Raw genomic sequence first — 25,909 nt, forward strand, 5'->3', positions numbered from 1 at the left:
TCCCGAAGTCAGCTCGTTGGATGCGACGCGGGTACGACGTGTTCCGCGATGAGCGTCTCGTACAGCGTCACCAGTCGGTCGATGATCCGATCCTGCGTGTACGCGGCCGACTCGACCTGCCCACGCCGGCCCATCTCCGCCCGCCGCGCGGGGTCGCCCAGCAGCGCGCGGACCGCGTCCGCGAACGACGCCGGGTCCGCCGGTACCAGACGGCCCGTGTCGCCGTCGCGCACGATGTCGGCCGATGCTCCGGCGCGCACGGCGACCACGGCCAGCCCAGCCGCCATCGCCTCGACCAGGGCGAGCCCGAGCGTCTCCGTCTGGGACGGAAACACAAACAGGTCGGCCGCGCGCAGGATCTCCACCACCTGCGCGTGGGGTTGGCCGCCAACGAAGAGCACGCGGCCGGACAGGCCGAGACGGCCGGCGTGCTCCACGAGCGCCGCCCGCTCGGGACCGTCGCCCACGAGCAGGAGCCGCGCGTCCACCGGGGCCGCGGCGAACGCGTCCAGCAGCAGCGGTACGTCTTTCTCCTTGGCCAGCCGCCCGACGAATACCAGCAGCGGCGCGCTGTCCGGCACGCCGAACGCCGCGCGGACGCCGCGCGCGGGCGGGCCCGCGAAGGTGTCGGGCTCGATCCCGACGCTCGGGATGACTTCGATGCGCGCCCGGACACCGTAGCGTCCCAACAGCCGCGCGAGCGACGGCACCGACGCGAGCACGAGGTCGCATCGGTTGCAGTACGCCGTCGTGTACGCCGCCACGAGCGGCCGCGTCAGATCCCCGACGATCGGCGCGTAGTGCGCGTACTCGGCGTACAACGTGTGATAGGTGAAGGCCACCGGCACGTGCCGGAGCGTCCGCGCGATCCACAACCCCACCCCGCCCAGCAGAAACGGCGAGTGGGTGTGCACCACGTCGAGCCCCAGGTCGCGGATCTCGCGCAGCTGGGATGCGGAATAGGGAACCGCGAGCGGGAAGTCCGGATGGCCCGGGGGGGCCAGGGACGGCACTCGGTGCACATCCGGGTCCTCGTCCACGTAGCCGGGATACGCCGGCGCGATCACCGACACGCGATGGCCGCGGCGCCGCAGGTGGCGGCCCGCCGCCTCGACCGCTTGGACGACACCGCTCCGTCGCGGCAGATAGCTGTCGGTGAAGAGCCCGATGTGCACCCGGCTATTCGTCTCCTTCCGCCGTCTGGCGGTCGAGGAACGCCAGCAGCGTCGACAGGCGAAACCGGCGCTGTCCCCCGTGGGTCCGGAGGCACACCAGTTTGCCCTGATCTGTGTAGCGGCGCACCGTGGCCTTGGAGAGGTTCAGCACCGCCGCGGCCTCGTGCAACGTGAGCTCTGGATCCAGCAGTCGGCGGATGATCTCCTCGCGCGTCTCGGTGATTGGACGCCGCCCCCCTCGCCGCCTCGGGTCGGGTGACCGTGGCCCGACCGGCAACACCCGCGGCGGGTGCGCGCCCGCCACGGCGCCCGGCGGTGCGGCGAGCCGCGCCCGGGCCGGACGAACCACCGACCCCGGCGATTCTGACAGGATACCCCCGCGGGGCGTACCATTTCGAGGAAGATCCTGAAGGACGTCGCCCCCGCGTCGGTACCCGGGAGGCACATCGGGCGGCCCTTCCGGCAGAGAAACGTGCATTTGCTGCTCGAGATAGCGATACCAGTCCTGCAGTCGCTGTCGCATATGCTGCTCCGATGAATGCTGCGTAGGTTTTTCGATGTTAAGTTTGGGGCGTAGTTCGAGAATACTGAGAAAAATCCTGCCGTCGCCTACCTCAAACGTGCGAACACCTGCGCGTACGCCCCCGAACATCGTGACAGTCACCGGCCGCCGTCGCGGTGTTGCCTCGAAGGCACGCCGCCACGTACCGGTTCCCCCACGACCCGTGCGTCGTGCAGGCGCGCGATCTCGTCGGGACCGTACCCCGCGTCCCGGAGCACTTCGTCCGTATGCTCGCCGAGGAGCGGCGGGACACGCCGAATCCGCCCCGGCGTCTCCGACAGCTTCACGGGCAGGCCGAGCATCTTCACGGTGCCGTGCACCGGGTGCGGCATCTCGACGAGCATCTCCTGGTGCCGGATTTGCGGATCGTTGAAGACCTCGGCCAGATTGTAGATCGGCCCGCACGCAACGCCACGCTCGTTGAGGTACGTCACCCACTCCGACGCGGTCCGAGCCTGCAGCGCCGCCGTCAGGATTTGATTGAGCTCTTCACGATGGGCCACCCGGTCGTTCACCGTCGCGAATCGCGAATCGGCGGGCAGTTCGGGGCGGCCGACCGCCTCGCACAACCGCTTCCAGATCACCTCATTGCCGGCGCACAGGTTAAACGGTCCATCCTTCGCCTGGTACACGCCGAACGGCGAGGACAACGGGTGGTGGTTCCCGGCCACGCCCGGCGGCGTGCCGGTCTCGAAGTACATCCCGGCGCTCCACGTGAGCAGCGCCACCATCGAATCCACGATCGCGACATACACTTCCTGACCGCGGCCGGTGCGCTCCCGCGCGAGCAGCGCGTAGAGCACGCCGCGGCACGCCGTCGTGGCGCACGTGAGGTCGGCGAGCGCGATCCCGGCGCGCGTCGGCCCGGTGGCCTCCTGACCCGTGATGCTCATGAACCCCGACATCCCCTGCGCGACCTGATCGAAGCCGGGGCGCGTCCGGTACGGACCGGTTGGTCCGAATCCGGACACGCCGCAATAGATCAACCGCGGGTTTGCCTCGCGCAGGCGCTGCGCGCCGAGCCCCAGGCGTTCCATCACGCCCGGCCGGAAGTTCTCGATCACGACGTCCGCGCTGCGGGCAAGCCGCAGCACGATCTCCCGACCGTCATCGGTCGTCAGATCCACGGTGATGCTGCGTTTGTTGCGGTTTGCGGCCGCGAAGAAGTAGCTGTTGCCGACGAGATCGGGCCGGAGGGTCTGGGATCGGGAGTGATCGCCCTCGAGGGGCTCGATCTTGATCACATCAGCGCCGTAGTCCCCCAACTCCATCGTGCAGTACGGCCCGGCGAGAAACCGTGTCAGGTCAACGATCTTGATCCCGTCCAGGGGAAACATGCCGTCCACTCGCCTCCTCGCGATGCCGCGGCGACGCTCGCCGGCGGCGCAGGCACCGACCTCGTCTATTCTCCTCGGAACGTCGGTGCCCGCCGTTCGAGAAACGCCCGGACGCCCTCGCGGTAGTCCGCGCTCTCATACGCCCGGTCCACGATCTCCGCGAGTTCATCCTGCGTGAGTTCGCCCTCGCCCGGCCAGTGTTGCAGCATGAGCTTCGCGCCTCGCTGCGACAACGGCGCCTGCTGCGCGAGCCCCCACGCGTACTCGTACGCGTCGGGTTCCAGCCGGTCCGAGGCGCAGACGCGGTTGACGAGGCCCATCGCCAAGGCGGCGTCCGCGTCGACGAGCCGGCCGCTGTACAGCAGATCCCGCGCGTGGGCCGGTCCGACGATACTCGTGAGGCGGCGGGTGGCTTCAACGCTGTACACGATCCCCAGGCGTGCCGCGGTGACGCCAAGCCTGGCGCTCTGGGCCGCCCAGCGCAGGTCGCACGCCAGCGCGAGTTCCAACCCCCCGCCCACGCAGAACCCGTGGATCATCGCGATCGTCGGCCTGGGAAAGTTCGCGAGGGCCCGCTCCGCCCCGGCCACGGTCGCGCTGTAGGTGCGCGCCGCGTGCACGTCCGAGCGCTCGCGCTCGAACTCCGAGATATCGGCGCCCGACGCAAACGCCTCTTCGCCGGCGCCGCGGACGACGAGCACCCGGATGGACGGATCGTGTTCCAGTCCGCGCAGCGCACCCGGAATCGTCCGCCACATCTCGATCGTGATCGCGTTGTGCTTGTTCGGTCGGTTCAGCACCAGTGTCGCGATCGGTCCGTCACGCACGATGCGCAGATCGTCCATCCGACCGCCTCCGGTGCGACGTCCGAGTCGTTGCACCCTTATTTCGCTACCGCGGCGCGGATTCCCGGGGTCCCCGCATCATACCGCGAGCGATGCGGGGTGACTCGCGACTACGTTTCGCCGGATCGGGAGACGTCCGCGGCCGGCCTTGCACGGCGTCCTGACCCGGCGTGCAACAGGAACACCGCCCCGAGAATGCACGCGCCACCGGCCACCTGCACGGGTGCCAGGCGCTCACCGAGGACCGCCGCGGCCAGCGCCAGCGTCACGACCGGCTCGACCGTGCTCAGGATCGCAGCGCGCGACGCGCCGACGCGTTCGAGTCCCGCGAAGAACGCACCGATCGCCAGCACGGTCGACACGACGGCCATCCCGGCAATCGCGGCGTAGGCCGGAATCGACATCGAAAGCCGCAGCGTTCCCGACGCCGCGCCGTAGATCCCGAACGTCGTTCCCGCAGCCGCGATCACGATCGCAGAGGCTGCCACCGGCGGGACGCTGCGAAGCAGGACGCGCGCCGCGATGATATACGCCGAGTAGGACGCGGACGCGACGAGCGCGAGCACGACCCCGACGCCGCGCACCGCCCCCGTACCGATGCCCAGCACGAGCATGAGCCCGAGCGCCGCCGCAGCCAGGGCCAGGCACTTACGCCCGTCCAATCCCTCGCGCAGCAAGATGAACGCGAGCAGGGTCACGACCGGCGGATACGTGTACAGCACGAGCGACGCGAGCGAGGCCGGCACGTACTCCAACGCAGAGAAGAATGCCAGCGACATCGCCGCGTACCCGATCGCCCCCAGGGCGACGCATACGAGGACCTGCCGGGCCGACAGCCCAAAGCGCACGCGCCCTGTGGCGGCGAGCCCGCCCCAGAGCAGAACCGACGCCAGCAGAAAACGGAGGAAGAGCGTCGTGGGCACGTTCGCGCCGGCGGCGTACGCGGTCTTCGCGAAGATCGACATCGTCCCGAAGCCGACGGCGGAAATCAGGACGAGCGCGGTGCCCTGCGTGGCCGCAGGCAGGTTCACGGCGAAGGTCCCGCGGCGGGAGAGGGACGACTGAAGTGACATGGTGCTCAATACGCCGCCGGCGCGGAGGCGTCCTGGGCTTCGCCCGCCGACGCCGGGGGCCTTGATTGTCAGCGTCCGGACCCGATGCTACAATGAACGGCGCCGGGGAGTGGCGCAGCTTGGTAGCGCGCAGCGTTCGGGACGCTGAGGCCGGGGGTTCAAGTCCCCCCTCCCCGACCATCTGCACCTCCTCTATATCAAGAAGATGTTCCGGGCGGCGCCTCCGATTGTCCCGCCTTCGCTCCTCTGTCATCCCGGCTTGCCCTCCGTGCGCTTCTCGACCCTGCCCAGGCAAGCTTGGGGCGCCGCGATGCGGGCGGCTCAAGGAAACAGGACAGGCGCCGACGAACCCGATGTCACGACCGTATGAGTGTAGGAGCGCACGATGGCGTCCAGTCCCTCGCACCTCTATACTGCGCAGTTCGTGGTGTGGTCCGCCACCGCCGACCGGGTCGAGGCGGACATCCTGACGAAACACATCGAGGCTGCAGGTTGGGCTGATGCCCGGCGGAAAGTTCAATGGACGGCCACCGCGTTCAACCGGAGGAACCAGCACCATCACATTCAACCGATCTCAATCGCTCGATCCGGCAGACACGAGGTCGCGTAGCGGAAACTCCCAGAAGAAGGAGCGTAGCCGTCGGGGGGACGAGCAGGCTACGCTCCATCACGCACGTACATTCCACATAACGGATGTCGGCGCGCCAATGTTCCTCGAGCCTATTCACGGGAATGGCCGAGGGCGGCGACGCGTCAACACCGGGGACACGATCCGGGAAGCGTGCGCGTCGTTCGACATGCCATCGAGACCGCCCGTTGCCTGATCGTTACCGCAGAGAATCCATCAGCTCCGAGTTCACCGTATCCAGTCGTGGTGGAGGGCGAGCCCCACGGTACTACGCGGACTCACGTTTTGCGACCTCTTGGGGGGGTGCCGGCTATGCGCCCTGGCCTTTCCAGCCCGGTTCCACGCGGCGCAACCGGGCGTAGCGTCCCGGCGTGACACCGAAGGCGGATCTGAACATGCGCGTGAAGTGCGCCTGGTCGACAAAACCGGCCGCCAATGCCAACTCGGCTAACGGCGTCCCGCTGCCCAGCCGGTTCCGCGCGAACTCGAGCCGTCGCATGAGCGAATAGCGGTACGGGCTGATCGCATACGAGATCCGGAACTGACGCGCGAGTTCGTAGCGGCTCAGTCCGGTGACCGCCTCGAGTTCGGCCGACCGTACGATGGCGCGCCGGCTATCGAGGAATGCGCGGGCCCGCTCGATTGCCGCGTGGTCGAAGCGGCGGGGCGGACCAGCAGTGCGGCTGGTGGGATCCCCTTCGACCAGGCCTTCCGCCAGGCGCAGGACCAGGGCGTCGAGCGCCAACGGCTCCGGGGCAGGCTGAAATGCGGCCGCAACCGCCCGCGCGAGCGTTGGGTTGTGGGACACGGGCTCGCGCACAAACGGCAGTGACGCCGGTCGTTCTCTGATCGCGCCCAGGGCGGCGGCGATGCGCGCGGGATCGACATAGACGATCCGGTAGCTGAACCCGACCTCGGTTCCGGCGCGGCCGTCGTGCATTTCGTCGGGATGGAGCACGATGACCTGGCCCGGCGTGCTGCGTTCGACCCTGCCACGATAGTCGAACATCTGCACGCCGACGTCGGTGACACCGATGGCGTAGGTGTCGTGGCGATGCTTGCCGAAGGCGCGCCCTCTGAACCAGGCGCGCAGCAGCCCGACGCCCTCCCCCGGCTCGGACGTGTACACCCAGTCTCCGCCGTCGCACGAACATACAAGATCCTCGCCGCGGGGCCCCGCTAAGATAGATGCCATGCCGGTAGTATACCCGAGACGCGGAGGCCGCTTGAAATGACGCGGGAGCAAGCCATCGCCTTCTTCGTGTTCTCGGTCGCCGCCGCCGGCACGCCCGGGCCCAGTAACGTTCTGCTAACCGCCACGGGGGCCAGTGTCGGTGTGCTGCGCGGCCTTTCCAGCCTCTTGGGGGTCGCGATCGGGATGGCGTGGATGATGTTCATCGTGGCGTTCGGCCTCGGCAGCGCGATCCTCAACAATCCCTTCGTCCTCAAGGGTGTCAAATGGTGCGGCGCCGCGGTGCTCTGCTGGCTCGCGTGGAAGATCGCGACGGCCCGCCGTGCCGGCGCGGCGACCGACGGCAAACCGATCGGCTTGATCGGCGCGGCGGCCTTTCAATGGGTCAACCCAAAGTCGTGGCTTGTGTGTGCCAGCGCCGCCGCCACCTTTCTCCACGAGGGACCGGGCAGCGCGCTGGGGCAGTCCGCCGCACTCGGGCTCGTTTTCTTCCTTGCGTGCTTGCCCAGCTGTTTTCCCTGGCTCGCCTTCGGCGCGGTCTTGCTGCGCGCCCTGCGATCCGAACGTGCGTTCCGTCTGTTCAGTGTCGCCATGGGCGCGCTGCTTGCCTCGTCTGTGATCCTGTTCATCTCGTAGCGTCGCGGTGGATGAGCGGCGCGTCGCCGGATCCGTCCTCGGCGTCAGGCTCTATGGACCATCCCGTCGACGCCCGCGCCGCGAACTCAGCTTCGGTGTCGCCCCCGAGGAACCGCCGCGCGTCCTCTTGCCGCCACCCATGGCTGCTCAAGTGCGTGCACAGAAACGGGGCGCCCCGCCGGTGATGTCCGCTGGCATGGGAGAAGATGATCAACGGGTAGGTGCCGGGCCGCGCGGCGGCGTTGCGGACAGCCATCTGGCTACGTGGTGTGGCGCGTGCCGGCGCGGTGAAGACGTCCTGGGTCCCTGGTGTAAGATCCTGGCCCGCATGTTGCGCCGCGGCAGGATACCAGATTTCAACCGGGAACAGACGGTCCCGTTGGGTATCAAGCGCCTGGCCCGTACGCACACCAACGGGAAATCGACCCCGGGCGAAGGGATCGTACTCGCCCGTCCGGGGCGCGACCGGAGCACGCGGGTTCATAGGCTTGACGTGTTCGCCGGTCATTCGGAATGCCTGCCGCTCTCCCTGCACGTCTGCCTTGAGATGCGCGGCCGCTGTCCTCTCACCCGTCGTTCGGCCACCACAAAAGAGGAGTGGCCGGCCGCCGCTCGCTTCCAGCTCATGGACGGTATCGCGACGACGCTACGCGTGCATCCCGGGGGCGTGATCGCCGTCGCGACGCCCCGCTCCAGGAGCCGTAGGCGCACGATGCCCAGGACGTTGAACGATTGTCCCAGATCGTCCCCCTGCGTGACGTGGGCCCAGCCCTCCTAGTTCTCTACGCGGCGTCACCTCGCCGGCGTCGGAACCACCGACTCGGGCCGGTATCCCAGCTGAGCCAACAGCCGCTCGAGGAGCGCCGGCAGCTCCGTCCGTGCAGGCGGCCGTCCGTCGCCCGCAACCGCCTCATCCACCAACCGGCACAGGCGTTCCCGCAGCAACGTCCGGAGACGCGGAGGATACGGCGAAAGGCTACGGTTGAGTTCGGTCACGAACGCATCGGACCAGATCTCCTCGTAGCGTTCGCGCTCCGGACCAAAGTCAAAGTCGCGGGCCGGGCCGCGGGCGGCCGCCAGTGCCTCACGCCGCCGGCGCGTCTCGGTCCCGTCGATCGTGAGGTCTTCGTTTACGACGACGCCGTACTCGCGAGCCGCGTGAGGTCGGGTCAGCACGCTCTTGCGGATATCCTGCACCACGGCGTCGGGATCGCGCTCGAGCGGGTCGCCGTACCCGGCGCCGCCGGGGGTGCCGATGCGCAGCACGTCGCCGTAGTTCAGGTGGAGCACGTCGATCTTCCCGATGTTCGTCTCCGACGGGGTGCCGGGGTTCAGCACGGTGTAGCCGCAGGCGCCGGGACGACCGCCGAGCCGACCCCACGGTCGGAACGAGTAGCGGTCCATCGCGCGCGAGGTGACGGTGGCTTCCGGGGCCAGCAGCTTCATCTCAATCTCCAAGCCGGCGCCGCCGCGGGTTCGTCCCGCCCCTCCGGAGTCGGGCCGCAGGGCATACCGGCGGATGCGCACCGGCATATCGGCCTCGATCGACTCCACGGGGATGTTGCGTAAGAAGCCGATCGAGAATTCGATCCCGTCGATGCCGTCCTTGTTTGGCCGGCCGCCAGACCCCCCGCAGAGTGGTTGGATGACGCTGACCTTGCTTTGTCCGGTTTCCATGTCGGGCACGCGCAGGAGAAAGATCGACCCCTGCCCCGCGCCGGCGGCCGGCACCGTCTCCGGACGGGCCTGCGCGAGCGCGCCCATCAGCACGTCGACGAGACGAATCTGCGTGGCGGACCGGTTGCCGACCGCGACGCCGGGTTCCGGGTTCAACACGCTCCCGCGTGGAATGGTGATCGCAATCGGGCGCGCCAGGCCCGAGTTGTACGTGATGCCCTTGCGGACCGACCGCAGATACCCGATCAACGAGAACACAAACTGCCAGTGGCCGCGTCGCGAATGCGACGGCAGGTTGTACGATTGCCGAGTCTGCGGATCGGTGTCGGAGAAATCGAGCGTCATGCTGCTGCCCTCGACCGTCATCCGCACCTTGAGCCGAATCGCTCGTCCCCCGCCGGAATCACCTTCGAGATAGTCCCAGAACACGTAGGTCCCGTCCGGGATCTTCTCGATCTCTTCCCGCGCCTGCTCTTCCGCGTAGTCCAGCACATCCAGAATGCCGCGACGCACGGCGTCGATGCCGTAGCGGGCGATCAGCGTGCCGATGCGCTGCTCGGCGCGCGAGAGCCCCGAGACCATGGCCTTGATGTCGCCCCAATTCTGGTCGGGGATGCGACAGTTCGCCATGATCACGCCGAGCAACTCCCGGTTCAGCGCCCCGCGGCGAAACAGCTTGGAGACGGGGATGCGCAGCCCTTCTTGATAGATCTCGTGGCTCGACGGCGCAATGCTGCCCGGGACGATCCCGCCGACGTCCGAAGAGTGCACGAACGCCCACGCGTAGCAGACGACCTGCCCGTCGTGAAAGATCGGTCTCCACACATAGATGTCGGGAAGATGGGTCGCCATGCCCCCGGTGTTCCACACGTCGTTGGACACGAACACGTCGCCGTCTTCGACCCCGAGCTCGTTGGAGTGCCGGATCGCAACGTCGCACGGGACGCCGACCATCAGCGCGATTCCCGTGTTGATCGGCGCCGCCACGACCTCGCCGTCCGGCGAGACCAACGCCGCCCCGAAATCGGCGGTCTCCTTCACCAACACGGTGTGGCCGGCGCGGAGAACGAGGGAAGCCATCTCTTCTGCGATCGCCTGAAACCGGTTCCGGAGCACTTCCAGCAGGACGGGATTCGTCGCGCGTCCGTTGGTCGTCATTTGCGTCCCTCCGCGATCACGTTGAGCTGGTCGTCGACGCGCACCGCAAACCCGGACGGGATCACGGTCGTCGTGTCATCCTGCTCGATCACCGCGGGCCCCGTCAAGCGATCCCCGGACCGCAGGGCCGAGCGCTCATGCACGCTCGCCTCCACATGGCGGCCCGCCCAGTAGATGGTGCGCGTCTTGGCCGGGGGCCGGTGCTCCTGATCGGACGCGCCGCCGCTGCGGCGCGCGGTCGGCTGAGGCTTCGGGGTGACGCCGACGACCTGGACGCGCAGGTCGACGATCTCGACCGGCGCCTCATGGTCGACGTACCCGTAGACGTCTTGGTAGACGCCGTAGAACGCATCGAGCACCGGCGCCAGCGAACTTGTAATGCGGTCGGGCAACGGCGCCGTCAGCTCGAACGACTGGCCGACGTAGCGCATGTCCGCGGAACGCTCGAAGCGGCACGCCGTGACGGGCAGCGCCTCTCGATCCAGCCACATGCGTGCCTCCGCTTCGAGCTCACGGAACTGACGTTCCAGGACGTCCGGCTCGAGTGCCTGACACCGCGCGCCGAACACGCGCACAAAGTCCGCTCGAAGATCGGCGACCAGGCACCCCATCGCGCAGAGCGCGCCGGGGACCTGGGGGATGAGCACGCGAGGCAGGCCAAGCTCCTGCGCGAGCAGGCAGACGTGCGTCGGGCCGGCGCCGCCGTAGGCCACGACGGCATACTCCTCGGCGTCCACGCCGCGACTGGTCAGAAACGGCGTGAACTGCGCGTACATGTTCGCGGTGGCCACCTCCACGATCGCCCACGCGACCGCTTCGATGCCCATCCCCAGGCGATCCCCAAGGCGCGCCAACGCGCTCGCCGCTGCGGCCCGGTCGAGCGCGACACCGCCGCCTGCGAACCGCTCGGGGTTCAACCACCCCAACACGAGATACGCGTCGGTGATCGTGGGTTCGGTGCCGCCGCGAGCGTAGCAGGCCGGGCCCGGTTCGGACCCCGCGCTCTGGGGCCCAACCTTCAACACTCCGCTGCGGTCGATCCAAGCGATCGACCCGCCGCCCGCCCCTACGGACTTGACGTCGATTGACGGCATCAAGATCGGAAAATCTCCCGCTTGCGCCTCGGTCGAGTACGACGGCCGCTCCGTGACAATCGACACGTCCGCGCTGGTGCCGCCCATGTCGAACGTGATCACCCGCGGAAACCCCGCGTGCGTCGCGATCCAGTGTGCGCCGATCACGCCGGACGCCGGGCCGGAAAACAGCGTCTCGACCGACCGCTCGCCGGCGGTGCGCGCGGTCATCACCCCGCCGTTGGATTTCGTGGACAGGATCGGCGCGCGCACCCCGAGATCGCGCAGATCGCGTTCCAGCGCGCGAAAGTATTCGCGCATCCGTTCGCCGACGTGTGCGTTGATCACGGTGAGCAGGGCCCGTTCGTACTCGCGGCGCTGCGGCCATACCTCGCTCGACGCGCACACATACAGACCAGGAAATCGCGCGGCGATGCGAGCCTTGACCTCCTTCTCGTGCCGATCGTTCGCGTAGGCGTGGAGAAAGCAGATCGCGAGCGCGTTACAGCCCGAGGCGACGAGCGAGGCCGCTTCCGCCTCGGCGTGGTCGAGATCCACCGGCCGCTCGACCGCGCCGTTCGGCGCCAGGCGTTCGTCGATGCCGCGCACGGCCGAGCGCGGCACCAGCGGCGTCGGAGGATCCGTGAAGAAATTCTGCGGATCGGGCAGGCGCAACCGGCGGATCTCCAGGATATCCTCGAGGCCCGTCGTCACGAACAGGCCGGCCGAGCTTCCGGAACGTTCGATGAGCGTGTTGACCGCGAGCGTCGTCCCATGCACGAAATAGCGGATCGCGGCCGGATCGATCCGCACCCCGGCCGCGAGCGACTTGATGCCGCGGGTCACCGCCGTCGCGGGCGCACGCGGGGTGGTGGGGATCTTCAGAATGCTCACGGCGCCGGTCGACTCGTTGAGCAGCACGAAATCGGTGAACGTGCCGCCGATGTCCACACCCAGGCGAAATGCGTCCAACGTGTTGGCCTCCGGGAAGTCGATGTGCTGCGACACGGATCTCGCGTGCGCACGGACACGTCGCGCCGGCACACGTCCGCCGGAACGCTGGTCTCCGATGTGTCTCAGTATTTCCTTTGCGCCACGCCGTTTCCTTGGGGGGCGCGCCGCACGCACACGGACGCGCTCACGCGGGACCGTTGGGCGGCTGCGCGACCCTGGTTGCGGCGCGGTGTCTGCGTCGAATCTCCATCCTCGCGGGGACCCGCGCGATACGCGAACACACCGCGGGCAGGCGTCGTACGTTCCGCGACCGCGGCGGTCCGCTCGGTCAGCGCGCCGCGATGCGTCGTGGGCTGTCAGCGCGGGTGGTCGGGCGCTCGCACTAACCGGCGCTCTGCCGCATCCGTCGGTAGCGCCGGATCAGGGCGTTCGTCGAACCGTCGTGGGAGAGGGCGGCATCGCCGGACGCGCCGAGCTCCGCGATGATCCGCGTTGCGAGCACCTTGCCCAACTCGACGCCCCACTGATCGAACGAGTCGATCCGCCAGATCGCACCCTGCGTGAACACGCTGTGTTCGTAGAGGGCCACCAGCTTGCCGAGCGTCTCAGGGTCAAGCCGGTCGGCGAGAATGACCGTGGACGGCCGGTTCCCTTCGCAGACCCGGTGCGGCACCAGCGCGGCCGGGGTTCCCTCCCGCGCGACCTCGTCGGCCGTCTTGCCGAACGCCAGCGCCTCTGCCTGGGCAAGCACGTTCGCCATCAAGAGATCGTGGTGGGTGCCGAGCGGGTTGAGCGGGCGCGCGAACGCGATGAAATCGCACGGCACGAGCTTCGTCCCCTGGTGGAGCAGCTGGTAAAACGAGTGCTGGCCGTTGGTGCCGGGCTCGCCCCAGTAGATCGACCCGGTCTGGTACGTGACCCGCGACCCATCGAGGGCGACCGACTTGCCGTTGCTCTCCATCGTCAACTGCTGCAGGTAGGCCGGGAAGCGGTGCAGGTACTGATCGTACGGCAGCACGGCCACGGTCTGGGTGCCGAAGAAATTGTTGTACCAGACGGCGAGGAGCCCCATCAGCACCGGCAGGTTGCGCTCGAACGGCGCCGTGCGGAAATGCTCGTCCATCGCGTGGAACCCGGCGAGCATCGCGCGAAACTGCTCCGGGCCGACGGCGATCATCGTCGACAGGCCGATCGCCGAGTCCATCGAGTACCGGCCACCCACCCAGTCCCAGAAGCCGAACATGTTGGCCGTGTCGATGCCGAACGCGGCGACGTCCTTCGCGTTCGTCGACACGGCCACGAAGTGCCGCGCGATCGCCTGCTCATCGCCGAGGGCGTGCAGCGTCCACGCGCGCGCGGCCTTCGCGTTCGTGAGGGTCTCGAGCGTAGTGAAGGTCTTCGAGGAGACGATGAACAGGGTCTCGGCGGGATCGAGATCGCGCGTGGCCTCGACGAAGTCGGTGCCGTCGATGTTGGACACGAACCGAAACGTCATGTCGCGGCGACTGTACCACCGCAGCGCCTCGTACGCCATCACGGGGCCGAGGTCTGAACCGCCGATGCCGATGTTCACGATGTTGCGGATCGGATTCCCGGTGTGTCCGCGCCAGACGCCGCTGCGAATCCGATCCGAGAAGTCCGCCATCCGGTCGAGCACCGCGTGCACCTCCGGCACGACGTCCTGCCCGTCCACGACGATCGCCTGGCTGCGCGGCGCGCGCAGGGCCACGTGCAAGACGGCTCGGTGCTCGGTCGTGTTGACCTTCTCTCCTCGGAACATCGCATCGATGCGCGCACGGAGTCCGGACGCCTCCGCGAGGGCGCGCAGCAATACGAGGGTGTCGTCCGTCACCCGATGCTTGGAATGGTCGACAAACAGCCCAACCGCCTCGACGCTCATCCGGTCGCTGCGGTTCGGGTCCGCGGCGAACCACTCGCGAAGGTGCACAGAGGAAATCTTCGCGTGGTGGGCCGCAAGCGCACTCCACGCGTCGGCGAGCGTCCGAGCCGTGGTGGTCATCGCGGTTCCTTTCTGCCTCGCGCTCTCGGCAGCGAATACGACTACGGTGAGCGGTCCTCCTGCGCCCCATTCACCGGAGCCCCGGGCGGGCCCACACGACGCGCAGGAGACGCTCCCGGTTGATGTGCCGCCGGCCAGACGCGCATCGGTGCTCAGCTTCGGGGGACGGCGGCCGGACCGCGGTGGTCGGGCCGACTCGCGAGCGCCGCTCTCCCGTCGGTCTAGGTCCGAAACACCGCGAGCGGCAACAGCGCGCTTACGATGTACTGGCCGGCGTCCACAATCTCCGAGATCTTGAGGTCCACGCACAGGCTGGACAAGAGGTAAGCGTCCTCTCCGGACAGGCGGTAGGTCCCGGACAGGTGGGCGACCATCGCCCGCACCGCATCCTGCGCCGCCCTGTAGAGGTCCGGCCCCACCCCGGTCGTCCCGTACCATCCCTTGTGGCCGACGCGGGGCGTGAGCGGCCCGGGGGTGGCAAACTGCGGCGCCGGGATCTTTCGACCCTTGAGCAGGGTGAAGCGCAGCGCGGCGTACATCGGCGCCTCGATCCCCGTCACGCAGACCTCGCCATCGCCTTGAGCGCCGTGCGCATCCCCGCACCCAAATAGCGCCCCCTCGACCTGCACCGGAAGGTAGAGCGTCGAGCCGCGGACCAGCTGTCGGGTATCCATGTTACCGCCGAACGTGCCGGGCGGCATCACGGCTTGGTTCGAGGCCCCGGCTGGGCAGACACCCATCGTCCCGAAGAACGGCTCGATCGGAATCGCGATGTCATCGCGCAGGTACGCGGTGTCGGCGTCGCTGAGATCGAAGATTCTGAGGTACGGCGTCTTGAAGTCGTCGGCCAAGAGACCGAGCCCGGGTAGAATCGCGGTCCAGCCCCATCCCTGGGTGTGAATATCCAGGACCTCCACCGCAAGCGTGTCGCCCGGCCGCGCGCCGGCCATGGCGATCGGTCCGGCGAGCGGGTAGACACGCTGCCAGTCGAGACCGGGCAGATCGGCGGTCGTGGACTCCGGCGTGATCTGATTGTCGCTCACGTCGCGCGTGTGTACGACCACGACGTCGCCGCTGTCGATCGTCATCGCGGGCGGATGGCTAACATCCCAGGTGAACCGCACGCTGTCTTCGGGCAGGTACCGCGTCACCGGCATCCTCAGGCCCCCGTTCCTCGTGGTATCGTCCAGACGCTCACCCTTTCCGCAGGCCGCGGCACGCTCCTCCCCGTGGGAACCCGCACGCCGCCGCGCGCGCCGAGCCTACCCACCCACGCGCAATGGGCCCGTGAGTCGCCGAATCGTTGCGATCACGGACAGCGCGGTCAGCACACCGCTCCGCGGATTCGCGGAGGGACGGTTTTCGATGTGCACCGCGAACCGACCGAACTCGCCCGTGACCTCCACATCGTGGATGTTCCGGTCGAGGGCGGGATCGGCGACAATGCGCAGACGGGTCCGGTCGGGCCCGATTCCCGCGAGGCTCACCGCCGCGGACACATTGACGTTGGCGGGGAAGCCTTGCCACGCTTCTCGGGCGCTGCCCTCGAACACGACGCGGGGACCACTTAGATCCGTCAGATCGATACCGTGCGCCGCAAGATACGGTGCGCCGGCGAGCCCTTGAGGGGGCTTGCGAGTAGTCATCGTTACCGACTCGACGGCACCGACTGCCGCCGCGGCGATCGCATCGAGCCCGCCGATCGCCCCGGACGCCACGCGGATCACGCCGCCGTGACGCCGCGCCAACGCGACGTACGCGTCGTGTGCGTCGAGCAGCGCGCCCACCGTGAGCACGAGCAGCTCCTTGCCGGCGGCGAGGGTGGCGCGCGCGATCTCTGGGAATGCCGCGGCCGGCGCCGCCTCGACGACAAGATCCGACCGCGCCACCGCGTCCGCCAGCGTGACGACGGGCGGGGGCCGGCGCAGCAGCCGTTCGGCGTGTCGCCGGGCGGCGTCGAGGTCCCGGCTCGTGATCGCCGCGAGCGCCGCGCCCGGCACGCCCCGATCCATCGCGGCCGCGATCTGCTGTCCGACCGCGCCGAAGCCCACGATGCCGACCCGCATCACCCCGTCCACCGCGTTCCCCCCCGACCCGCGCCTCGACCCGTTCGGCCCGCCCCGCGGCCGGCTTGTGGGTCGTTCACCACGCCTCCTGGACGACCGCGCCGGCCCGCACCGTGCACGCGGGTACCAGATCGACGTTCCCCTGCTCGGTCACGCCGTGACTGTCGGTGTATGCGATCGGCCCTTCCGTCACGCGGAACACGGTCACGTCCGCGCACGCGCCCGGGCGCAGCGTGCCGAAGTCGTCCGCACGGCCGACGATGGACGCCGGCCCCACGGTCACGAGGCGCACAACGTCCGGAAGCGCAAGACCGAGGTGCAGGAACTTCGCCATCGTGCGGCCGAGCGTGTACACGGGGCCCTTGACGCTCAAGCCGTGCAGATCGGTCGAGATCGAGTGAATCGGAAACGCCGCGGCAAGTGCCTGCCTCGCCGCCGTGAAGCAGAAACTGCCAGACCCGTGGCCGACATCGAACCGCACCCCGCGGCTCGCGGCGGCCCACGCCTCCGCGAGCGGGAACCCGCGCCGGCTCATCAGGCCGCCCGGGAACCCCTTCAGGCAGTGCGTCACGACGTCGCCCGGACCGAGCAGGTTCAGGACGTCCTGGATCACCGGCGGCGCCACCCCGATGTGGACCATCAACCCCGTGCGGGCCTCGCGGGACGCCTGCGCGGCGAGTTGGACCGGGATGATGCCGAGGTTGCCGCAGTGTCGCTGCGAGGCGAGCACCTTGATGCCGACGATCAGGTCCCGGTGGGCTTCCGCAGCCGCGATCGTGCGCGCCTGGTCGAACGCCTGCCAGTCTCCGTGAATGGGCGAGCCTCGCGTCGCGGACACGTTGAGGTAGCCGAGCACGCGCGTCCGCGCGCGCCGGGCGACATCCAGGAACAGCGGAAGCCCGTCGGCGCCGATCGAACCGGTGTCCACGATCGTCGTAACGCCGGTGGCCACCCCGGCGTCGCGGTCGGGGTCGACGCCGCCCACGCTCGGGCCCTCGACACAGTGCACGTGCAGATCGATCCAACCCGCCGACGCGACGAGCCCGCGCGCGTCGATCACGCGCGCGGCCTGGGCGCCGGCGAGATCTCCCACTCGCGCGATACGGCCGCCGGCGACGGCGATGTCGGCCGGCCCGTCAAGCGCCAGCGATGCGTCGATGACCCTGGCGCCGCGAACGATGATGTCGTAGCGCTCCGCCATGCTCCTCCTCCGCCCGGCGCCGGCCGGCGTCCGCCCTACCGCAGTGCCCGGATCGCGTCGCCGAGCGCGCGCACGTCGTCCACCGCCTCCAGGCGCAGCGCGAGATCGGCGATCGTGCGCACCGGCGCCGCGTCGGCGGCGCCCGCCGTCATCGCGCGGTACTTCGCGACGACCTCGTCGTGTGTCATGCGGTTCTGCGGCGTGCCCTTCGCGTGGTCCACGCGCGCCTCATGCCGGCACCCATCGGCCGTCGCGACCGACACCACGGTGCTGTACTCCGCAGGATACCGGGCGTCCAGCACATCGTCGTGGACGACCCGCACGCTGCGGGCCAACCGGGCGATCTCGGGGTCCTCGCGCTGGTCCGCGAGGATGTCGTCGATCGTGATCGCGCGGCGCACCGCGGCGACCGCGAGGATGTACTGCGCGTTATGGGACCGGAGCTCGTTGTTGTCGATCACGGACGCGCCTGACCGCGGGAAGCGAAAGTCGATCGAGGTGATCTCGCCCGCGGTGACCCCGTACCGGTCCAGGATCTCCGTCAGGGCGTCCAGCCCGGGGTGCAGGAACGCGCAGCACGAATACCGCTTGACGGCGAGCGCCGACGTCGCGTAGCGGACGCCGAGGCCGTCGGTGAGCCGCGCCGGCCGTCGGACGCCGGAGAACGCAGTGAAGAGGTCGTACTTCCCTTCCAACACCGCGGTCGGTCCGCCGAACCCGAGGGCCGCGAGGCTCGCCGCCGTGACGCCGTTTCGCGCCGCGATCCCGATGTTGAACGGGCGCGACTGTTCGCTGTGGTCGCTGGTCCAGCTTAGCAGCCCCGACGCCTGGAGCGACGCCAACCCGAGCGCGTTCCGCCATTGGACCTGGTCCAGGTCGAGCAGACATCCGGCCGCGACCGCGGCGCCGAACGCGCCGGCGACGGCCGACGGGTGGAACCCGCGGGCGTACAGGGCGCGCGGGTCCAGCGCCTCGCTGAGGCGGCACGCCACATCCACGCCGATGACCGTCGCGGTCAGGACAGCCCGCCCGCCCCTGGCGGCGGCTTCGCCGACGGCGAATGCTGCGGGAAACACCGCGGCGAGCGCGTGCATGACGGACGCGGGGTGATGCGGTTCGACGTCGCAGTAGTAGCCAAGGGTGCCGTTCACGAGCGCGGCGTTCGCGAGCGACGTCCGCTGCGGCCGGCCGAACACGCTCGCACGCGGCGCCCCGCCCTCGGCATCCACGAACGCTCCCAGCAGCCTCCCCGCGGCGTACCGCGGCGACGACGCGACCACACATGCCCCGATGAGATCCAGGATCATGTGCGTCGCCTCCGTGTCGACCGCCGGATCCAGGCGCGTGGAACCCGCACCAACAAGATAGTCGACCAACGTCCCCGTCAGATCCTCGGTCCGTGCCGTCGCCTCGCTCATCGATCGCCTCCGTTGTGTCCCCTCAGTGTGTACGCATCGCCGAACTCCGCGAGCGCCTGGCCGTGCCCCGCCCACCCATCGTGAGTCTCCGCCCGCACGCTGCGGAGCGCCGGGAGGTCCGCAACGGGATTCCCGTCGGCCAGTCCCGGTGCCGGCACGCACTCACCGCCCACGCCGATACGCTTCAGGGGCGGGCGTAAACGTCACGTCGTCGTCGAGCGGGAACATCGGGCGTCGGCAGATGTGGTGCCCGAGCGATCGCAGATCGGCGCTCGTAGACCCGGGCACATCGACGTTGAAATCCTTCTCCGCCCACTCGTCGAACATGTGCGGCTCGCAGTACGGCGACTTGACGACGGTGAGGTGGTAGTGTCTGGGGTCGCGCCCGTGCGCGAGAAACATCGCCCGGTCGAACAGGCTGACCGACCGCGTCATCGCCACGATCGTAACGTTCCCGGCGATGAGCACCGCGGTCGGACCGGCATCGAGCGCGCTCCGGCTGTTTTCCAACGCGGCGCGCCCGCGCGAGAGCATGTCGACGTCGACGGTCAGCTCCACCGGGGCAAAGCGCGGGTCGAGAGCGCCCCCGAGGCGCACCCGGAGCGTCGCGCCCACCCCAGCCCGGAACGCGGCGGCGACCGCGGGAGGATCAACGATCGGCGCGAGCACGGGCTTCTCGTAGCCGGCGCGCAGCAACCCGGCCAGGATTGCGTTGCTGTCTCCGGTCGCGCCGGACGAGGTTGCGTCCGCGGCGTCGGTGAAGATCACCGGCCCGGCCATGGTGCGCGCCTGAGCGATCGCGCGGTCGAGCGCGATCAGCTTGGCCTGCATCCGGAAGCGGTTCGGCCAGAACTCCTCGGCGAGGCGAAGGGCGTCCGCCGAGGCCGTCTCCGGATCCTCCGCGACCACGACGGCCTGGCTGCCCAGCTCCGGGACATCGGTAAACGGGTTGCCGATCATCACCGCCGCGGCGAGGGCGCGTTCCTCGCGTTCGAGGCGCTGCGCCTCGCGAATCACATCCCCGTAGCAGCCCGACTTGGTGATCAGTTCGTCGCCGCGCACGAGCGCCGGGATCGCCACCCGTGCGATCGCCGGAACGACCTGCCCGTCGAGGATGCGCAGCAACAGGCGCGCCGCCCGCGCCCCCGTGTCCGCGAAGTCCACGTGCGGATACGTATGGTACACGGCCAGGCCGTCGATCGCGCGCAGCATCCTCGCGGTGAGGATGCCGTGGAGATCCAGTGAGACCACGATCGGCACGCGGTCGCCGAGCAGCCGTCGCGTCTCCGTGAGCAGCGTCCCCTCGGGATCCAGGTCACCGTCGGCGCCCATCGCGCCGTGCATCGAGAAGTAAACGCCGTCGATGTCCCGGGCGCGCTCTGCGATCGCGTCCAGCAGTTCGCGTGACAGCCGTTGCCACCCCGCCGCGGACAAGAGCCCCGCGCTCCCCGCCCGCGCGCTGTACGTCGGCACCAGCTCCACGTTCCCGCGCGCGGCAAACACCGCCTCCGCACCGCCCACGGCGGCGTTGCGCCCGCGCTGATCGGCGAGGATCGCGTCCCCGCGCCGCACGGAGAAGTTGTGATACTCGCTCGGCACCGGGTTGAACGACGAGATCTCCTGCATGCACTCGGCGACCAGAATTCTGGGCACCCCACCACCCCCACTCCCGGCACACCGCTCGCGGCGCGCCGCTGCTCAGTTCTCGACCGCCGACCGGCGGTCCCGCCGCCCGCTGGAGGCTCGCAACCGGAGAATCGACGCGCCGCCGAGAAGGAAGAGGCGTGGGACTTCAGGCCCCACTCATCACGGGAGGAGTGACAGCACATGACGGCAGATTCGAATCCGATGGTCCGGCGGATCAACCACATCGGCGTGATCGTCGATGATCTCGCGGAGGCGCGGCGGTGGCTCGTGGAGGTGTTCGGGATGCCGCTGCGCAGGACGGTGGACCTGCCGGAGGGACAGATCCACGGCGAGTTCTTCGGGGGCGGGGACGTCGACATCGAGGTGCTCACGATCGGCGACCCGGCGATGCGGCAGAAGCGCCTTGGGAACGCGAAGGCGCGGATCGAGCACATCGCGGTCGAAGTGAAGGACCTGCCGGCGGTCTTCGATCGTCTCACGGCGCTCGGTGTGAAATTCACAACACCCGCGCCCCGCCGAGTCGGTACGACCCTGAACGCCTGGACCGTCGAGGAGACGACCGGCGGCATCTCCTTCCAATTGACGGAGCGAGTCCCGGACGGCGCCTAGCGCGTCGTCCCGGACGCCGCAGCCTGATCGCCGCGTAACGAGCGTGCAACCGCGGCAGGGACGCACGTCCCGGGGAGTGAACCTTCCCGCACGTCGAGTGAAGGACTCCCCAAGCCATGACGTTCCTCTGGCCGGTGTTCCTGTGGGGGCTCATCGCCGTGCCGGTGTGCTTCGCGGCGCTGGTCGCCGCGCTGCGGCGCCGCCGCCGGCCCGGGGTCACGTTTTCACGACTCGACGCGGTCGCCGAGGCGACGCGCCAGACGCGGGGGGTCCGCCGCTACGCGGCGACCGCCGTGTTTCTCTGCGCGCTCATCCTCGTGCCCGTTGCGCTCGCGCGGCCGGTCATCCTCCTCCCCGTGCCGTCCGATCAGGCCGCGGTGATGCTGGCGATCGACGTGAGCGGCAGCATGATGTCGCAGGACGTCAAGCCGTCGCGGCTGCGGGCGGCGCAGGAAGCGGCCAAGTCGTTCGTCCTCGGGCTGCCCAGCCACGTCCGTGTCGGCCTCGTCACGTTCGCGGGGTACGCCACGGTGCTGGCGCCGCCGACCACGGAGCACGCCCAGGTCGCGCACACGATCGACGGGATCACCGTCCAGCACCGTACCGCGATCGGGGACGGCCTGATGGAGGCGGTCGCCGCCCTGCCCGGCCGGGTGCGCCCGGGGCCGGACGGGACCCTGCCGCCGATGCCGCCCGGCTCTCGGCCCCCCGGCTTCGTCGTGCTCTTGTCCGACGGTCAGAACAACGCGGGCATGGATCCGATGCGGGCCGCCGATCTGGCGCGGCGCGAGTCGGTCACAGTCTACACCGTGGGCATCGGTAAGGATGCGGTCTCGGACAGCGGCGTGTTCATGATCGGCGGGGCGCTCGACGAGACCACGCTGCGCGACATCGCACACCACACCGGCGGGCTGTACTATCATCCGCAGTCGGGGCAGGAGCTGCGCGACATCTACCACCGGCTCGCCCAGGCCATCGGGTGGCAGCAACGGCCGACGGAGATCACGGGTGCCGCCGCCGTCGTCGTCGCGGGCCTGCTCGTCGCAGCCCTGCTCGTTTCGGTGCTGACGAAACCGATCATCGCCTAACCGGACCGGGGGACGGGCGGGATCGGACCGCCCCCGCATCGCAGGAGAGCGCCGGGCCGCCGCGAACCCCCTCGACGCGCGCGTGTCCACGGCTCGCACGACCCGCCGTGCCACCGGCGGGGTCGTGAATGCCATCTGTCTTCATCCTCATCTCGGCGTTCCTCTATGGAGTCTCGCCGATCCTGGCGAAGATCGCGTATGCGTCCGGGGTCACGCCGCTCACCCTGCTCGCGATTCGCGCGACGCTCGGCGCCGCGTTTGTATGGATCGGACTCGGGGTCACGCGAGGGGCCACGATACCAGGGCCCCCCCTGCTCGCCCCACTCATCGCGCTCGGCGTCACGGTGCTGCCCATCCAGGTCTTCGCCTACTTTTACGCGCTGACGATCCTCCCGGCATCGTCCGCGTCGGTCATCGCCAACACGGCGCCGGTGCACGTGGCGTGGATGGGCCGGCTCTTTCTCGGGGAGGTCCTGAAGCGCGCCGACGTGGCCATCCTTGTGGTGATCGTCTCCGGCGCGATGCTGGTCGCGGGGCAGACGCCGCAGGGCGGGCACACGCTCGGGTTCGTCGTGCTCGGGCTGTCCACGCTCGTCTCCGCGTTTTACCTCGTGACGCAGCGGCGGCTCGTGCGAAACACGCACCCGTTGAGCGTGTTGGCCGTCGTGCTTCCGTGCTCCGCCGCGGTGTACTGGATCGCCGGCCTCGCCACGAACCAGATTCACCTCGCGATGCCGCTGCCCGGCCTCCTGGCGGTCGCCGGGGCCACCGTCGCCGCCGCCGCGGCGTCTCTGCTGGTGCTCCTGGCGCTGCGGGCGCTGCTCGTCACACGCGCCGCGATGCTGGGGATGCTGGAACCGGTGGTCGCCGTGGTGTGCAGCGTCTTACTGCTCGGCGACGCGATGACGTGGCTGCGCGCGGTCGGGATCGTCACCGTGGTGGGCGGGATCGCGGCGCTGCAGTGGCGGCGCGCCGCGTAGCGCCGCGCGGGGCGGATCCGCCGCGCACATGCGGCGCCACCGGTCCCGCCCAAGCCGCCGGCGAACCGGACCCCGAAGCTCCGTCCGTCCGGCGCTCCCGACCCTATCGCGGCTCGAGCGCCAGCCGCGCGCCAAACCCGATGAACACACAGCCGGTGACCCGGCGGGCGATCGTCCAGATCCCGGGGCGGCGCACCAGCAGAGATCGCACGTGGGTGGAGGTCATCACGATCGCCGCCAACGAGCACGTGGCGAACACCACGAAGATAGCGCCGAGCAGGAACAGCTGCGTGGTGACGCGCCCTGCGCCGACGTCGACGAACTGCGGCAGGATGGAGACGTAGAACATCGCCGTCTTCGGGTTGAGCAGCTCGGTGGCGATCCCGCCGAGATAGTGCCGCCGCGACGACGGACGCGGCCCGTCCCTGCGGGCGCGCGTGAGGTCGTCGGCTCCGGCAAGAAAGGTACGGACGCCGAGGTACGTGAGGTAGAGCGCCCCGGCGATCTTGAGGGCCTCGTAGGCCACCCCCGACGCCTGCAACACGACCGTGAGACCCAGCGCGGCGCTCGCCTGCAGCAGACAGGTCCCGGAGAGCAGCCCCGCCGCGGTCACCAGGCCGGCCCGCCGGCCAAACGACAGCGACCGGTTGAGCGTAAGCAGGATGGCGGGACCGGGGGTGAGCACCATCAGCAACACCGCGGGAATGTAGAGGGCGAGGGTGCCGAACGAGACCATACGCGGGGCTACGCGTCCTGCGGGTTCAGGAACCTGAATACTCCGCCCGCCGCGGCGGCGCCGGCGAAGTTCGCCACGAGATAGATCCAGAGGTTCGTCCACGTCGAGAGCCCCATCGCGGTGATCCCGAAGGCGACCGCGGGGTTGAAGGCGCCTCCCGAGATGTTTCCTACGGCGAACGCGCCGGTCATCACGGTCATCCCGATCGCCAGTCCGTAGAACGAGTTGCCGGCGGTACCCTTCGCCGTGGCGACGTTGAGGACGACGTACACAAGCGCGAACGTGAACAGGAACTCGGCGAGCAGCGCCGGTCCCACCGACAGCGGCATCGGCTTCACCTCCGCCCCGGCGCGCAGGAGCCCGACCGCGGCCGCCGCAAAGAGCGCGCCGACCACCTGGGCGATCCAGTACGGCACCACATCTCCGGAAGCGCACCGCCCCCGGATCCAGACGCCGAAGGTGACCGCCGGATTGTAGTGGCCGCCCGAGATGTGGCCGCCGGCGAAGACCATCACCATCAGGACGGCGCCGATCGCCAGGGGCGGGATGACCCCGGTGGCTCCCGCGATGACCGTACAACCGACCGTCAACACGAGGAAAAACGTACCGATCAGTTCCGTGATGTACTTCTGCACCGGCTGACCTCGCTCGAACGAGTTAGGCCCGGGGGCGCCTGCGCCCCCGGGCGTCCCGGCCGTCCGCCGCGCGACGGGCCGGGCAGACCCAACGGCCTGCCCGGGTTCCCCCGCGGCCGCGCGTTAGACCTTCGGCGTCTTCGCCATCTCCACGATCTCCGTCGTCATCACGTCCGTCGCCGGCACCGCCTGCGGGATCTGCTTGAGCCCGTAGTAGGTGTCGCTGATCGCCGTCCACACCTTGGGGTCCATCGCGCCCCACCCTGCCTGCTTCGTCAGCGGCGAGAACATGTAGGGGATCTCGTTCTTCCATGTCTGGAGCTCGAGCGTCCGGTCGAGCCCGGTCGTGCTCTTGATGACGATGTCCGCCGCCTCATCGGGGTGCTGGGCGGCGTACAACCAGCCTTTCGCGCTCGCGGCCGTGAACCGCACCAGCGCGTCCTTGCGCTCGCTCAGCATCTTGTCGGTCGTGAAGTACGTGTAGGCGTACAGTCGGATGCCGAGATCCCAGAGTGGGAAGTAGCTGTAGCTCCCCGCCTGCCGCACGGCCGCGATCTGCGGCGCGTCGATGATCCACCCGGTGATGACGTCCACCTGCCCGGTCACTAGGGGATGCGTGTCGCCGCCCACGAACAGCACCTTCACCTTGTCCGGCGGGATCTGATACTTGGCCAGCACGGCCTCGAGCAGGGGGCGCGCCGTGGCCTGGATCCCGATCGTCTTACCGGCAAAATCGCGTGGCGTGCGGATCCCGGACTTCGTGAGGAAGATGAAAGCGAACGGGTGCTTCTGCAGGGCCGTCGCGAACGCTTTGACCGGCAGCCCGTGGCTGCGCGCATTCACGAGCACGGCCACCGATGAGACGTTCCCCATCGGGATGCCACCGCCCGCGACCACCTGGACCGCGTCGATGTTCGGCCCGCCCGGCTGGATCTTGAGGTCGATCCCGGCGTCCTTGAAGTAGCCTTTGGAGGTCGCCACGAAATCGCCCGCCATCTGCGCGTTCGCCAGCCAGCCGAGCTGCTCGGACAGACTCAGCATCCCCTGGGCGTGCGCCGGCGGCAGCAGGCCGGCGAGTTGCCCTCCGGTCATCGCGAGCGCGAGCGTCCCCCCACCCTTGAGCAGCGTCCTGCGCGTCATCGGTTGCGTGAACAGCGTGACTCGGTCCCGTCCCATCTTCCCCACCCCCGTCTCGTCTC

The 25,909-nt window shown here is 69.3% G+C and carries 24 protein-coding genes and 1 tRNA gene; 6 read left to right on the forward strand and 19 right to left on the reverse strand.

Annotation, left to right across the window (positions count from 1 at the left end; genetic code table 11):
* Positions 1–8: 8 nt before the first annotated feature.
* The 5 genes from VKZ50_18705 to VKZ50_18725 form a co-directional block, all read right to left on the reverse strand.
* Positions 9–1,175 carry a glycosyltransferase gene (locus tag VKZ50_18705; protein HLJ61761.1) on the reverse strand — a complete coding sequence of 389 codons (1,167 nt, stop codon included), beginning with the start codon at positions 1,173–1,175 and terminating at the stop codon, positions 9–11.
* A gap of 4 nt (positions 1,176–1,179) precedes the next feature.
* Positions 1,180–1,698, reverse strand: a complete 519-nt coding sequence (locus tag VKZ50_18710) for a helix-turn-helix domain-containing protein (protein HLJ61762.1) — start codon at positions 1,696–1,698, stop codon at positions 1,180–1,182.
* Positions 1,699–1,835: 137 nt separating this feature from the next.
* Entirely contained in the window at positions 1,836–3,074 is a 1,239-nt protein-coding gene (locus tag VKZ50_18715; protein ID HLJ61763.1) for a CoA transferase, read from the reverse strand.
* A gap of 65 nt (positions 3,075–3,139) precedes the next feature.
* Positions 3,140–3,919 (reverse strand): enoyl-CoA hydratase-related protein, encoded by a 780-nt coding sequence (locus tag VKZ50_18720; GenBank protein HLJ61764.1) that lies wholly within the window; start codon positions 3,917–3,919, stop codon positions 3,140–3,142.
* A 110-nt stretch (positions 3,920–4,029) separates the two neighbouring features.
* Complete coding sequence (locus VKZ50_18725) at positions 4,030–4,950, reverse strand: DMT family transporter (GenBank protein HLJ61765.1); 921 nt, start codon at positions 4,948–4,950, stop codon at positions 4,030–4,032.
* Between the two features lie 145 nt (positions 4,951–5,095).
* Here VKZ50_18725 and VKZ50_18730 point away from each other — a divergent pair.
* Positions 5,096–5,172 (forward strand) — tRNA-Pro (locus VKZ50_18730).
* 205 nt (positions 5,173–5,377) lie between these two features.
* Entirely contained in the window at positions 5,378–5,602 is a 225-nt protein-coding gene (locus VKZ50_18735; protein HLJ61766.1) for a hypothetical protein, read from the forward strand.
* Between the two features lie 328 nt (positions 5,603–5,930).
* Here VKZ50_18735 and VKZ50_18740 read toward each other — a convergent pair whose 3' ends face one another.
* Positions 5,931–6,749 carry an AraC family transcriptional regulator gene (locus VKZ50_18740; GenBank protein ID HLJ61767.1) on the reverse strand — a complete coding sequence of 273 codons (819 nt, stop codon included), beginning with the start codon at positions 6,747–6,749 and terminating at the stop codon, positions 5,931–5,933.
* A 102-nt stretch (positions 6,750–6,851) separates the two neighbouring features.
* Here VKZ50_18740 and VKZ50_18745 point away from each other — a divergent pair, with 102 nt between their 5' ends.
* Positions 6,852–7,448, forward strand: coding sequence for a LysE family translocator (locus VKZ50_18745; protein HLJ61768.1), 597 nt, complete (start codon positions 6,852–6,854; stop codon positions 7,446–7,448).
* Here the strand turns inward: VKZ50_18745 and VKZ50_18750 are convergent.
* The 10 genes from VKZ50_18750 to VKZ50_18795 all read right to left on the reverse strand — a co-directional run bounded on the left by VKZ50_18750 (position 7,438) and on the right by VKZ50_18795 (position 20,668).
* Positions 7,438–7,956, reverse strand: a complete 519-nt coding sequence (locus tag VKZ50_18750) for a hypothetical protein (protein ID HLJ61769.1) — start codon at positions 7,954–7,956, stop codon at positions 7,438–7,440. The genes VKZ50_18745 and VKZ50_18750 overlap by 11 nt on opposite strands.
* A gap of 284 nt (positions 7,957–8,240) precedes the next feature.
* On the reverse strand, positions 8,241–10,283 hold the full coding sequence (locus VKZ50_18755; GenBank protein ID HLJ61770.1) for a hydantoinase B/oxoprolinase family protein: 2,043 nt from the start codon (positions 10,281–10,283) through the stop codon (positions 8,241–8,243).
* On the reverse strand, positions 10,280–12,328 hold the full coding sequence (locus VKZ50_18760) for a hydantoinase/oxoprolinase family protein (protein ID HLJ61771.1): 2,049 nt from the start codon (positions 12,326–12,328) through the stop codon (positions 10,280–10,282). Before VKZ50_18760 ends, VKZ50_18755 begins: the two co-directional genes overlap by 4 nt.
* 364 nt (positions 12,329–12,692) lie before the next feature.
* Positions 12,693–14,330: a glucose-6-phosphate isomerase gene (gene pgi / locus VKZ50_18765; protein HLJ61772.1), complete on the reverse strand. Its 1,638-nt coding sequence runs from the start codon at positions 14,328–14,330 to the stop codon at positions 12,693–12,695.
* A gap of 221 nt (positions 14,331–14,551) precedes the next feature.
* A complete protein-coding gene (locus VKZ50_18770) occupies positions 14,552–15,487 on the reverse strand; it encodes an acetamidase/formamidase family protein (protein ID HLJ61773.1) in 936 nt (311 codons plus the stop codon).
* A 105-nt stretch (positions 15,488–15,592) separates the two neighbouring features.
* Entirely contained in the window at positions 15,593–16,396 is an 804-nt protein-coding gene (locus tag VKZ50_18775; GenBank protein ID HLJ61774.1) for an aspartate dehydrogenase, read from the reverse strand.
* 76 nt (positions 16,397–16,472) lie between these two features.
* Positions 16,473–17,597 carry an amidohydrolase/deacetylase family metallohydrolase gene (locus VKZ50_18780; protein HLJ61775.1) on the reverse strand — a complete coding sequence of 375 codons (1,125 nt, stop codon included), beginning with the start codon at positions 17,595–17,597 and terminating at the stop codon, positions 16,473–16,475.
* 35 nt (positions 17,598–17,632) lie between these two features.
* A complete protein-coding gene (locus tag VKZ50_18785; protein ID HLJ61776.1) occupies positions 17,633–19,015 on the reverse strand; it encodes an MmgE/PrpD family protein in 1,383 nt (460 codons plus the stop codon).
* A complete protein-coding gene (locus VKZ50_18790; protein HLJ61777.1) occupies positions 19,012–19,173 on the reverse strand; it encodes a hypothetical protein in 162 nt (53 codons plus the stop codon). Before VKZ50_18790 ends, VKZ50_18785 begins: the two co-directional genes overlap by 4 nt.
* A gap of 4 nt (positions 19,174–19,177) precedes the next feature.
* Positions 19,178–20,668: a M81 family metallopeptidase gene (locus VKZ50_18795; protein HLJ61778.1), complete on the reverse strand. Its 1,491-nt coding sequence runs from the start codon at positions 20,666–20,668 to the stop codon at positions 19,178–19,180.
* Between the two features lie 174 nt (positions 20,669–20,842).
* Here VKZ50_18795 and VKZ50_18800 point away from each other — a divergent pair, with 174 nt between their 5' ends.
* From VKZ50_18800 to VKZ50_18810, 3 genes are all read left to right on the forward strand, one after another.
* The gene (locus VKZ50_18800) at positions 20,843–21,271 is read left to right on the forward strand and encodes a VOC family protein (protein ID HLJ61779.1); all 429 of its coding nucleotides are present in this window, start codon (positions 20,843–20,845) and stop codon (positions 21,269–21,271) included.
* A 116-nt stretch (positions 21,272–21,387) separates the two neighbouring features.
* Complete coding sequence (locus tag VKZ50_18805; GenBank protein HLJ61780.1) at positions 21,388–22,359, forward strand: VWA domain-containing protein; 972 nt, start codon at positions 21,388–21,390, stop codon at positions 22,357–22,359.
* Positions 22,360–22,487: 128 nt separating this feature from the next.
* Positions 22,488–23,339, forward strand: coding sequence for a DMT family transporter (locus VKZ50_18810; GenBank protein ID HLJ61781.1), 852 nt, complete (start codon positions 22,488–22,490; stop codon positions 23,337–23,339).
* A 103-nt stretch (positions 23,340–23,442) separates the two neighbouring features.
* Here VKZ50_18810 and VKZ50_18815 read toward each other — a convergent pair whose 3' ends face one another.
* The 3 genes from VKZ50_18815 to VKZ50_18825 all read right to left on the reverse strand — a co-directional run bounded on the left by VKZ50_18815 (position 23,443) and on the right by VKZ50_18825 (position 25,886).
* On the reverse strand, positions 23,443–24,075 hold the full coding sequence (locus VKZ50_18815) for a LysE family translocator (protein ID HLJ61782.1): 633 nt from the start codon (positions 24,073–24,075) through the stop codon (positions 23,443–23,445).
* A gap of 8 nt (positions 24,076–24,083) precedes the next feature.
* On the reverse strand, positions 24,084–24,710 hold the full coding sequence (locus VKZ50_18820; GenBank protein ID HLJ61783.1) for an aquaporin: 627 nt from the start codon (positions 24,708–24,710) through the stop codon (positions 24,084–24,086).
* A 123-nt stretch (positions 24,711–24,833) separates the two neighbouring features.
* Entirely contained in the window at positions 24,834–25,886 is a 1,053-nt protein-coding gene (locus VKZ50_18825; protein ID HLJ61784.1) for an ABC transporter substrate-binding protein, read from the reverse strand.
* Positions 25,887–25,909 lie beyond the last annotated feature (23 nt).

It is taken from the genome of bacterium, assembly GCA_035295165.1.
In the GTDB taxonomy this organism is placed as follows: Bacteria; Sysuimicrobiota; Sysuimicrobiia; order Sysuimicrobiales; family Segetimicrobiaceae; genus JAJPIA01.

What these genes read in the sequence shown, in the direction of transcription:
- VKZ50_18810 (HLJ61781.1), top strand. Translation starts at nt 22,488, where the DNA reads ATGCCATCTGTCTTCATCCTCATCTCGGCGTTCCTCTATGGAGTCTCG.
- pgi (HLJ61772.1), bottom strand. Translation starts at nt 14,330, where the DNA reads ATGACCACCACGGCTCGGACGCTCGCCGACGCGTGGAGTGCGCTTGCG.
- VKZ50_18755 (HLJ61770.1), bottom strand. Translation starts at nt 10,283, where the DNA reads ATGACGACCAACGGACGCGCGACGAATCCCGTCCTGCTGGAAGTGCTC.
- VKZ50_18825 (HLJ61784.1), bottom strand. Translation starts at nt 25,886, where the DNA reads ATGGGACGGGACCGAGTCACGCTGTTCACGCAACCGATGACGCGCAGG.
- VKZ50_18770 (HLJ61773.1), bottom strand. Translation starts at nt 15,487, where the DNA reads ATGCCGGTGACGCGGTACCTGCCCGAAGACAGCGTGCGGTTCACCTGG.
- VKZ50_18800 (HLJ61779.1), top strand. Translation starts at nt 20,843, where the DNA reads ATGACGGCAGATTCGAATCCGATGGTCCGGCGGATCAACCACATCGGC.
- VKZ50_18815 (HLJ61782.1), bottom strand. Translation starts at nt 24,075, where the DNA reads ATGGTCTCGTTCGGCACCCTCGCCCTCTACATTCCCGCGGTGTTGCTG.
- VKZ50_18710 (HLJ61762.1), bottom strand. Translation starts at nt 1,698, where the DNA reads ATGCGACAGCGACTGCAGGACTGGTATCGCTATCTCGAGCAGCAAATG.
- VKZ50_18715 (HLJ61763.1), bottom strand. Translation starts at nt 3,074, where the DNA reads ATGTTTCCCCTGGACGGGATCAAGATCGTTGACCTGACACGGTTTCTC.
- VKZ50_18805 (HLJ61780.1), top strand. Translation starts at nt 21,388, where the DNA reads ATGACGTTCCTCTGGCCGGTGTTCCTGTGGGGGCTCATCGCCGTGCCG.
- VKZ50_18750 (HLJ61769.1), bottom strand. Translation starts at nt 7,956, where the DNA reads ATGACCGGCGAACACGTCAAGCCTATGAACCCGCGTGCTCCGGTCGCG.
- VKZ50_18735 (HLJ61766.1), top strand. Translation starts at nt 5,378, where the DNA reads ATGGCGTCCAGTCCCTCGCACCTCTATACTGCGCAGTTCGTGGTGTGG.
- VKZ50_18775 (HLJ61774.1), bottom strand. Translation starts at nt 16,396, where the DNA reads ATGCGGGTCGGCATCGTGGGCTTCGGCGCGGTCGGACAGCAGATCGCG.
- VKZ50_18720 (HLJ61764.1), bottom strand. Translation starts at nt 3,919, where the DNA reads ATGGACGATCTGCGCATCGTGCGTGACGGACCGATCGCGACACTGGTG.
- VKZ50_18745 (HLJ61768.1), top strand. Translation starts at nt 6,852, where the DNA reads ATGACGCGGGAGCAAGCCATCGCCTTCTTCGTGTTCTCGGTCGCCGCC.
- VKZ50_18780 (HLJ61775.1), bottom strand. Translation starts at nt 17,597, where the DNA reads ATGGCGGAGCGCTACGACATCATCGTTCGCGGCGCCAGGGTCATCGAC.
- VKZ50_18785 (HLJ61776.1), bottom strand. Translation starts at nt 19,015, where the DNA reads ATGAGCGAGGCGACGGCACGGACCGAGGATCTGACGGGGACGTTGGTC.